Origin of the sequence: Pseudomonas agronomica, assembly GCF_025917275.1 — a bacterium.
Lineage (GTDB): Bacteria > Pseudomonadota > Gammaproteobacteria > Pseudomonadales > Pseudomonadaceae > Aquipseudomonas > Aquipseudomonas agronomica.
In genome coordinates, this window is the sequence record NZ_JAOSHO010000274.1 from 1 (window position 1) to 6,766 (window position 6,766).

The window sequence follows — 6,766 nt, forward strand, 5'->3', positions numbered from 1 at the left end:
GTTGTTTTGGGTTGGGGTTTAGAGCGTACCGAACACTTTCTTCGCCAAACTGGTCGCCGCAGCCGCCGGGTTCTTGCGAATGGTGGCTTCCTGCTTGCCGATCATCTCGAACAAGCCGTCCAGCGCCTGTTCGGTCACGTAGTTCTCGATATTGGCGCTCTTGGCGTCCAGCACACCCAACGTCGCAGCTTGGCCGGCAAAGGCGTTGTATTTCTGGGCCAGGCCGACCTTGTCGGTGGCTTGCTTGACGATAGGCAGGAACTTGGCGCGAATCTGTTCGCGGCTGCTCTTGTTCAGGTATTGCGTGGCCGAATCGTTGCCGCCGCTCAAGATGCCCTTGGCATCGCTCACGCTCATGTTCTTCACTGCATCGACCAGGATCGGTTGTGCCTGCACCACCGCAGCTTCGGCTGCCTGGTTCATGCTGGTTTCCAATTGATCGACCTGGTCGCCCATGCCGAAGGCTTTCATCTTGCCGGCGACTTTGCCGAGCTTGCCAGGCAACTCGATCTTCACGTCCGGGTTATTGCTGAAACCGCCCGGCGTGCCCAGTTGCTTGACGGCGATCTGGGCGCCTTGGGTCAGTGCATCCTTGAGGCCACCCGTGGCGTCTTTCTGGGACAGATCGCCCAAGGACAGGGCCATGGCATTGGCGCAGATCAACAGGCCGGCACACAGGCCGGTGAAACGAAGGGTAGAGCGGAGCATGGCAGCTTCCTTGAGGAGTGGAACAGGAATCAGCGTGCAGCGTTGACGCGAATCTTCAACGGCTGCGGATCTTTGTCATCGAGCTGCACGGAGTGTTGTTCAGTGGTGATGAACATCAACTGGCCGTCGACTTCGATGCGGGCACTCACGGCGTAACGATGGCCGGGCTTGACCTGTGTCGGATCATAACTGAGGTGGAACGGCAAAGGGACCTGGCCCTTGACCGGCCCCCGCTGCTCATCGATCACGACGGCTGGCGCGTCGGCCAGGGAAACGTCTTGCAGGCTCACGGTCAACGTAGCAGTGGGCGGCAGGGCGATGCGTTGCAGATAGAACACTTCGCCGTCGAGGCTGTTCTTGCTGGCCAGCGGCGCGCTGGAGCAGGCGCTCAGCAGCGTGGCTGCGGCGACGAGAAGAAGCTTTTTCATTAGGCCATTTCCATATTGTGGGCCCCGGCAAAAGGCTGGGGCCTGTGGAGAATCAATCCTGGATTGCCGGCGCGTTCGAATCCGTGGGCTCCTCACTGCGATGCAACGCCACCTGGCGGATCGACAAACGAATCTCCGCCGGCAGCACGCGCTTGGCGGCACCTTCGGCCAGTTCACCGAGCAGCTCGTGATAGCTTAGCTTGCCCGCTTCATCGCGGCGCAGTACGTCGAGGTCGAGCATCGTCTGGATGAAGTGGCGGAACAGGCTCTTGTCGAAGAACTCCGGCGCGTTCAGCCCGTGCAGGATCGACAGGCGCTGGGCCATGACGGTGCAGAGGTCTTCCAGTTCTTCGGCGCTGATGCTGTTCTGCCCGCTGTTGAGCAGCAGCGAAACGGTCATGTAGAAGCGCTGCAACGTCTGGGCGATGCTCTTCGATAGCAGCGTCAGCAGCACGAAGTGCCGTGAACTTGGCGAAGGACGCAAGTACAGGTCTTTCTCGAAGCGCAACAGGCCCTGCTCGACGAACGCTTCGAGCCACTGGTCGACCACGTCGTCCAACTCTTCCAGCGACCAGCGAATGAACAGCTCCGATTGCAGGTACGGGTACAAGGCCCGGGTATAACGCAGGATCTGCTCGCGGCTCATGCGCGAGCTGCTCTGGAAGAAGCTTGCCAGCAACGCCGGCAGGGCGAAGATGTGCAGCACGTTGTTGCGGTAGTAGGTCATCAGTACCGCATTCTGCTCATCCAGGTACAGGATCTTGCCCAAGGCATCGCTCTGTTCCGACAACAGGTCCATGCCTTTGACATGCTCGATCAACGCCTGGCCGTCGCCCTCAGGCAGCGTGGTATGCGGTGAATAAGGCACTTTGCGCAGCAACGCGAGGTACAAGTCCAACACGCGGGCCATGGCCTGGTCGTCCAGGGCCAGGCGGCTGGTGGACAGCAGCGCCAGGGCGACAAGGTTGACCGGGTTGATGGCCGCGGCTTCGTTCAGGTGCCGCGCCACGCGTTCGCCGAGGCGGTTGGTGGTCGCGTTGAGCCAGGCCGGTTTGAATTGCGGACCCAGTTCCTGTTGGCGCCAATCGGGCTGCTCGCCGTCGAGGAATTCCGCCAGCTTGATCGGCTCGCCGAAGTTCACCGCCACTTGGCCGAAGCGCTGCTTGAGGGCGCCGATGACCTTGAAGATATCGAAGATCGACTCTTTCTTCTTGCTCGCGCCGCGCAGTTCGCCCAGGTAGGTGCGGCCTTCCAGTACGCGCTCATAACCGATGTACACCGGCACGAACACGATGGGCATGCGCGACGAGCGCAGGAAGCTGCGCAGGGTGATGGCGAGCATGCCGGTCTTGGGTTGCAGCATGCGCCCGGTGCGCGAACGGCCGCCTTCGACGAAATACTCCACCGGGAAGCCCTTGGTGAACAGCGTGTGCAGGTATTCGTTGAACACGGCGGTGTAGAGCGGGTTGCCCTTGAATGTGCGGCGCATGAAGAACGCCCCGCCACGGCGCAGCAGGCTGCCAATCACCGGCATGTTCAGGTTGATGCCGGCGGCGATGTGCGGTGGCGTCAGGCCGTTGCGAAACAGCAGGTACGACAACAGCAGGTAGTCGATATGGCTGCGGTGGCACGGCACGTAGATGACTTCGTGACCTTGGGCGACGTTCTGCACGCCTTCGATGTGGTTGACCTTGATGCCGTCGTAGATCTTGTTCCAGAACCAGCTCAGCACCACTTCCAGGAAGCGGATGGCCGTGTAGGTGTAGTCCGAAGCGATCTCGTTGCCGTAGCGCAGGGCCTGGGCCTTGGCTTTTTCCGGGGAAATCTTCTCCCGCTCGGCCTCTTCGGCAATGGCCTGCTTGACCAGCGGCTGGTTCACCAGGCCCTTCACCAGGTTGCGTCGGTGGGAAATGTCAGGGCCGATGACCGCCGCTTTCAGGTTGCGGAAGTGCACCCGCAGGATCCGCTGGGCCATGCGCACGGTGCGTTCGTGGCCCTTGTCGTGCTCGATCAGCTCGCGCAGGTGGATCGGCGCGGAAAACTGCACGCGGGTCTTGCGGCCCAGGATCATGATGCTCAGCAATCGACGCAAGCGCCCGGTGACCGCCCAACTGTCGGCGAACAGCAATTTCCAGGGGCTGGATTCGCTGTCGGGCGACTGCCCCCAGAACACGCTGACCGGGATGATCTGCGCGTCTTCGGCGACGTTGTGGGTCAGCACGTCGACCAGCCGCGTCAGGGTGGGCGGCGCTCCTCGCTTGTCCTGGCGCCCGAGCCAGTCCGGCGCCGGCGTCAGGTAGAAGAACGCCGCCGGTTCCAGCAGGTTGCCCACCGACACCGGGAGCACCGGGCGCGGCAGGCCGGCCTTGGTGCACTCGGTGTCGAGCACCGCGAGGTCGGTGAGCGATGGATCTTGCAGGACGTAGAACACGGGACGACTGCGGTCGAGGTTGAGGGTAAAGGACGACTGGTTGATCGTCTCGGAGCGAACCCAGAGATATAACAGTCGGCGCAAGGTGCCAAACACAAGACGGCGGAACGGGGAGCGGGTCATACGGCTTCTGCATGAGTGAATGGGATGGAGCGGGGGCCAGTGTGCCGGATTCGTCGAAAATCGGCAAAAAAGCGCCGAAGTAAAGTCAGTTGAGAGTTTTCTCCGGTGTCATATACTCGGCCGGTGCTGCCTCGGCGCTATCCATGGCGCGCCGGACGGTGGCTAACGTTCGTACGGCTTTGCCTTTTACGGTTGGGTGGGAAAAGTCGACTCAAAAAATAAAAAACGGGAGTGAGCATCATGGCAGCACGGGAAACCGGCAGTGTGAAGTGGTTCAACGACGCCAAGGGCTATGGCTTCATCCAGCGTGAAGGCGGCGCGGATGTGTTCGTGCATTACCGCGCGATCCGTGGCGAAGGTCACCGTTCACTGACCGAAGGCCAGCAAGTCGAGTACGCGGTCGTGGAAGGGCAGAAGGGCTTGCAGGCTGAGGATGTGGTGGGGTTGTAACCCGCATTTACGGGCAACATAAAACCCACTGTGGGAGCGAGCTTGCTCGCGATAGCGGTCTGCCTGAGACGGTGATGTTGAATGTAACGCCGTCTTCGCGAGCAAGCTCGCTCCCACATTGACTCTTCGGTGGACTGGAGGTCAGGGTCACGCCGTCTTCCAGGTAATCTCTTCTTCCCCATCGGCGCTGATGCGAATCCAGCGATCCGCCGATTCTTCACCTTCTTCCTCCACCCACGAGCCGGGCGCGCAGCGCACTTCGACATTCAGCGCGGCGAAAGCGGCGCGGGCGCAGGCGATGTCGTCTTCCCACGGGGTCTGGTCGCTTTCCAGGTACAAGCTGTTCCATTTGCCTACGGCCTTGGGCAGCCAGGTCACCGGGATCTTGCCGGCCTTGCACTTGTAGGTCTGGCCTTTCTGCACCCAGTCGCTGCACGGACCCAGGGCTTCGCCGAGCCAATGGGCGATGGCCTTGTGGTCGACGTCGGCGTCCTTCAGGTAAATCTCGATATCGGGTTGGCGCATGGATGTCCTCGCTGCGGTCTTGAAAAATCCATTCGCGGATTTAACTGGCCCCAGGCGATTGCCCGGGGCCCTGGGTCATTATTGAAGAATGAAATAATCGTAGCGCATCGACACCGTGACTTCGAACGGCTCGGCCTGCTCGATCACGCTGGCGCGGCGTTCGGCACTGGCGCGCCAACCGTGTGGCGTCATCGCCAGCAGGTTGGCGCGGTCCTGGCCGTTGTCGAGGGACAGCTTGAACTGGAGGGTCTCGCTGTGATCCAGCACCATGCCCGGCGGCACCAGGGCCAGGTGCTTGTCGTCGGTGTATTCGCGCACTTCGTCGTAAAGACGTTCGCGTAGCTCCATCAGATGGCCGCTGGTTGGACCGACCTTCATCAAGCCGCCCCCAGGGCTGAGCAAGCGCTTGGCTTCCTGCCAGTCCAATGGGCTGAACACGCTGGCGAGGAACTGGCAGCAGCCGTCCGCCAATGGCACCCGGGCCATACTGGCAATCAACCAGGTCAGTTGCGGGTTACGCTTGCAGGCTCGTTTGACGGCTTCGCGGGAGATGTCGAGCGCGTAGCCATCGGCATGGGGCAACGCCTCGGCGATTTGCGCGGTGTAGTAGCCCTCGCCACAACCGATGTCCACCCAGCGCCCAGGCGCGCGTTCGGCGGCCAGCTCGGCCAGGCGCCGGGCAACCGGGGCGTAGTGCCCGGCGTTGAGAAAGTCGCGGCGGGCTTCGACCATTGCCTGGTTGTCGCCGGGGTCGCGGCTGTTCTTGTGCTGCACCGGCAGCAGGTTCAAGTAACCCTGCCGCGCCCGGTCGAACCGATGCCCGGCAGGGCACGCCACACCGTTGTCCACCGCGTTCAGCGGTTCACTGCAGATTGGGCAGGCGAGCATCAGGCGAGCAACTTGATCAGCGTCTTGTAGTAGATCTCGGTCAGCACATTGAGATCAGCCGCCAGGACGCGTTCGTTGACCTGGTGGATGGTCGCGTTGACCGGCCCCAGCTCCACGACCTGCGTGCCCATGGTGGCGATGAAGCGACCATCTGAAGTGCCGCCGCTGGTGGAGGCTTTGGTCTCGCGGCCCGTCACGTCCTTGATGCTCGACGACACGGCGTCCAGCAAGGCACCCGGTTCGGTGAGAAACGGCAGGCCGGACAAGGCCCAGTCGATGTGCCAGTCCAGTTGATGCTTGTCGAGGATGGCGGCGACGCGCTGTTGCAGGCCTTCGACGGTGGATTCGGTGGAGAAGCGGAAGTTGAACACCGCCTCCAGGTCGCCGGGGATCACATTGGTCGCGCCGGTGCCGGAATTGAGGTTGGAGATCTGGAAGCTGGTCGGCGGGAAGAAATCGTTGCCGTGGTCCCAGTGCTCGGCGGCCAGTTCGGCCAGGGCCGGCGCGGCCAGATGGATCGGGTTCTTCGCCAGGTGTGGATAAGCCACGTGGCCTTGCTTGCCGCGCACGGTCAGCTTCGCGCCGAGTGAACCACGGCGACCATTCTTGACCACATCGCCCACCAGTGTGGTGCTCGACGGCTCGCCGACGATGCACCAGTCCAAGCGCTCCTGGCGGGCCTTGAGGCGTTCGACCACGGCCTTGGTGCCATGGTGGGCCGGGCCTTCTTCATCGCTGGTGATCAGGAAGGTCAGCGAGCCCTTGTGGTCCGGGTAGTCGGCGACGAACCGTTCGGCCGCGACAACCATTGCCGCGAGGCTGCCTTTCATGTCAGCCGCGCCGCGACCGCAAAGCATGCCGTGTTCGTCGATGACCGCATTGAACGGGTCGAGCTGCCACGCCTGCACCGGACCGGTCGGCACCACATCGGTGTGACCGGCGAAGCACAACACCGGGCCGTCCTGCTTGCCATGGCTGGCCCAGAAGTTATCCACATCCTCGATGCGCATCGGCTCGAGTTTGAAACCGGCGTCGCCCAGGCGCTGCATCATGATGTTCTGGCAATCGGCATCCACCGGCGTCACGGACGGACGGCGGATCAGGTCGATGGCGAGTTGCAGGGTCGGCGAGAGGTCGGCGTGGGCCGTCATGGAAAACTCCGGAAATCTGGAAAAGAAATCACAGTCCATGTGGGAGCGGGCTTGCTCGCGAA

7 protein-coding genes are annotated in these 6,766 nt (G+C 62.2%); 1 reads left to right on the top strand and 6 read right to left on the bottom strand.

Annotated elements, in window-relative coordinates; translation table 11 throughout:
- Positions 1–18: 18 nt before the first annotated feature.
- The 3 genes from OC610_RS18070 to plsB are packed head-to-tail and all read right to left on the bottom strand — an operon-like array spanning position 19 to position 3,690.
- A complete protein-coding gene (locus tag OC610_RS18070) occupies positions 19–708 on the bottom strand; it encodes a DUF4197 domain-containing protein (protein ID WP_264429527.1) in 690 nt (229 codons plus the stop codon).
- A 29-nt stretch (positions 709–737) separates the two neighbouring features.
- Positions 738–1,136: a YbaY family lipoprotein gene (locus OC610_RS18075; protein ID WP_264429529.1), complete on the bottom strand. Its 399-nt coding sequence runs from the start codon at positions 1,134–1,136 to the stop codon at positions 738–740.
- Positions 1,137–1,188: 52 nt separating this feature from the next.
- Positions 1,189–3,690 carry a glycerol-3-phosphate 1-O-acyltransferase PlsB gene (plsB, locus tag OC610_RS18080; protein ID WP_264429531.1) on the bottom strand — a complete coding sequence of 834 codons (2,502 nt, stop codon included), beginning with the start codon at positions 3,688–3,690 and terminating at the stop codon, positions 1,189–1,191.
- Between the two features lie 240 nt (positions 3,691–3,930).
- On the opposite strand from plsB, the gene OC610_RS18085 reads away from it, so the two are divergent.
- Entirely contained in the window at positions 3,931–4,140 is a 210-nt protein-coding gene (locus OC610_RS18085; protein ID WP_003198198.1) for a cold shock domain-containing protein, read from the top strand.
- 147 nt (positions 4,141–4,287) lie between these two features.
- Here the strand turns inward: OC610_RS18085 and OC610_RS18090 are convergent, their stop codons facing one another.
- From OC610_RS18090 to dapE, 3 genes are all read right to left on the bottom strand, one after another.
- The gene (locus OC610_RS18090; RefSeq protein WP_264429535.1) at positions 4,288–4,665 is read right to left on the bottom strand and encodes a hypothetical protein; all 378 of its coding nucleotides are present in this window, start codon (positions 4,663–4,665) and stop codon (positions 4,288–4,290) included.
- 78 nt (positions 4,666–4,743) lie between these two features.
- A complete protein-coding gene (locus OC610_RS18095; RefSeq protein WP_264429537.1) occupies positions 4,744–5,553 on the bottom strand; it encodes a putative RNA methyltransferase in 810 nt (269 codons plus the stop codon).
- Positions 5,553–6,704, bottom strand: coding sequence for a succinyl-diaminopimelate desuccinylase (dapE, locus tag OC610_RS18100; RefSeq protein WP_264429540.1), 1,152 nt, complete (start codon positions 6,702–6,704; stop codon positions 5,553–5,555). Before dapE ends, OC610_RS18095 begins: the two co-directional genes overlap by 1 nt.
- Between the last annotated feature and the right edge of the window lie 62 nt (positions 6,705–6,766).

Excerpts from the sequence above, each read along its gene's own strand:
- OC610_RS18090 (WP_264429535.1), bottom strand. The coding sequence starts at position 4,665 with ATGCGCCAACCCGATATCGAGATTTACCTGAAGGACGCCGACGTCGAC.
- plsB (WP_264429531.1), bottom strand. The coding sequence starts at position 3,690 with ATGACCCGCTCCCCGTTCCGCCGTCTTGTGTTTGGCACCTTGCGCCGA.
- OC610_RS18085 (WP_003198198.1), top strand. The coding sequence starts at position 3,931 with ATGGCAGCACGGGAAACCGGCAGTGTGAAGTGGTTCAACGACGCCAAG.
- OC610_RS18095 (WP_264429537.1), bottom strand. The coding sequence starts at position 5,553 with ATGCTCGCCTGCCCAATCTGCAGTGAACCGCTGAACGCGGTGGACAAC.
- OC610_RS18075 (WP_264429529.1), bottom strand. The coding sequence starts at position 1,136 with ATGAAAAAGCTTCTTCTCGTCGCCGCAGCCACGCTGCTGAGCGCCTGC.
- dapE (WP_264429540.1), bottom strand. The coding sequence starts at position 6,704 with ATGACGGCCCACGCCGACCTCTCGCCGACCCTGCAACTCGCCATCGAC.
- OC610_RS18070 (WP_264429527.1), bottom strand. The coding sequence starts at position 708 with ATGCTCCGCTCTACCCTTCGTTTCACCGGCCTGTGTGCCGGCCTGTTG.